2 protein-coding genes are annotated in these 1,195 nt (G+C 53.7%); both read left to right on the plus strand.

What is annotated here, in order from left to right; translation table 11 throughout:
• Window positions 1-271: isochorismatase family protein (locus AC1DVH_RS31430; RefSeq protein ID WP_477757064.1), on the plus strand; the 271-nt coding region annotated here is incomplete at its 5' end.
• Between the two features lie 319 nt (window positions 272-590).
• The gene (locus AC1DVH_RS31435; RefSeq protein ID WP_477757065.1) at window positions 591-827 is read left to right on the plus strand and encodes a DUF1059 domain-containing protein; all 237 of its coding nucleotides are present in this window, start codon (window positions 591-593) and stop codon (window positions 825-827) included.
• Window positions 828-1,195: the final 368 nt, after the last annotated feature.

Here is a 1,195-nt window from a genome sequence, read left to right on the forward strand (position 1 = left end):
TACCCAGACAGATCTGGCTGCTCAACTACGCCTGCGTAACTGCGATGGCATCGTCGTTACAGGAATGAAAACTCAATACTGTGTAGATAGTACTTGCCGGGCTGCCCGCGATTGTGGATTCGATGCTGTGCTGATCGCCGATGGACATACTTGCTCTGACACCCCTTCACTCGAAGCAAAGGCCATCATTGCCCACCACAATGCGACGTTGGCAGGGCCATTCTGCCGAGTCGTCCAAGCCGAGGACTGGAGTTTCCAAGCCCTCGCCTGATCGACTCTGTCCAGGGTCGATTGCAGCCCTTCACTACAGGCAGCAATCGGCCATGTGAAGTCATTAGTAGTTGCCACGTAACCAGCATAAAAAGGGACAGAGCACGATTTCAGGTAAATGCCGAGCCATCGTGATCTGTTCCCTGTTTCCGCGCGGCCGTTTTCCATGTCTGGCACAACTACCCTGACATCGGTGGGCCTATACTTTAACGATCGGCACACTCGATGTGGCATGCAGTCGTGTTTGATGTATGGGAGACGCGTCGAGCGATCGTTCACGCAGGCCACGGCCTGCCTTCGTCGTAGGGAGGAAAACATTCATGGCGCGTAAATACATCGACTGCCGCGAGTTTCCGAGCGATTCCCACTGCTCAATCGCACTGTCCGCAGACTCTGAAAACGAACTGCTCGAGGCCGCCGCGCAGCATGCGGTCAGTGTTCACAAGCACACCGACTCACCAGAACTGCGTGCTCAACTGAAGACGATGTTTCACGACGGAACCCCGCCTGTTGAAGCACCGCGTCCTGCTTGGCACCCAGGGGTTTCAGAGGAGTGAATGTCATCGATAAGCACCTATCAGGCTCATTTCGATGAGTTGCGCAGGCCTGAGGGTAGTTTTTTATGCCTGGCACAATCTGAATGACAAAGGAGATCCCCAAGGAGCTGCCGATGGCTGCTCCTTGGGGGGCTTTGGAGAGCTTGTTTAATGTGACTGCGTGTTCATTCAAGCTAAGCTCAAGCTGATTCGACAGACTGCTATCGGCCGATTCTGTTGAAAAAGTCGGCCATGGTTTCCACGGCAGAAAARTAYGCGCYTGAGATTGAAATCYTTACTTTTGGGCAGAGGCTTCCGGGCTCGGATTTCACGTAGCAGCGTGTAAAAAGGTGTTTTCACCACTCAATATTCAGGCCATTTGGGCGGGC

Source organism: Pseudomonas sp. P4_C3 (genome assembly GCF_056402075.1).

Bases quoted from the DNA above. Each gene is read 5' to 3' on its own strand.
- AC1DVH_RS31435 (WP_477757065.1), top strand. From the start codon at position 591: ATGGCGCGTAAATACATCGACTGCCGCGAGTTTCCGAGCGATTCCCAC.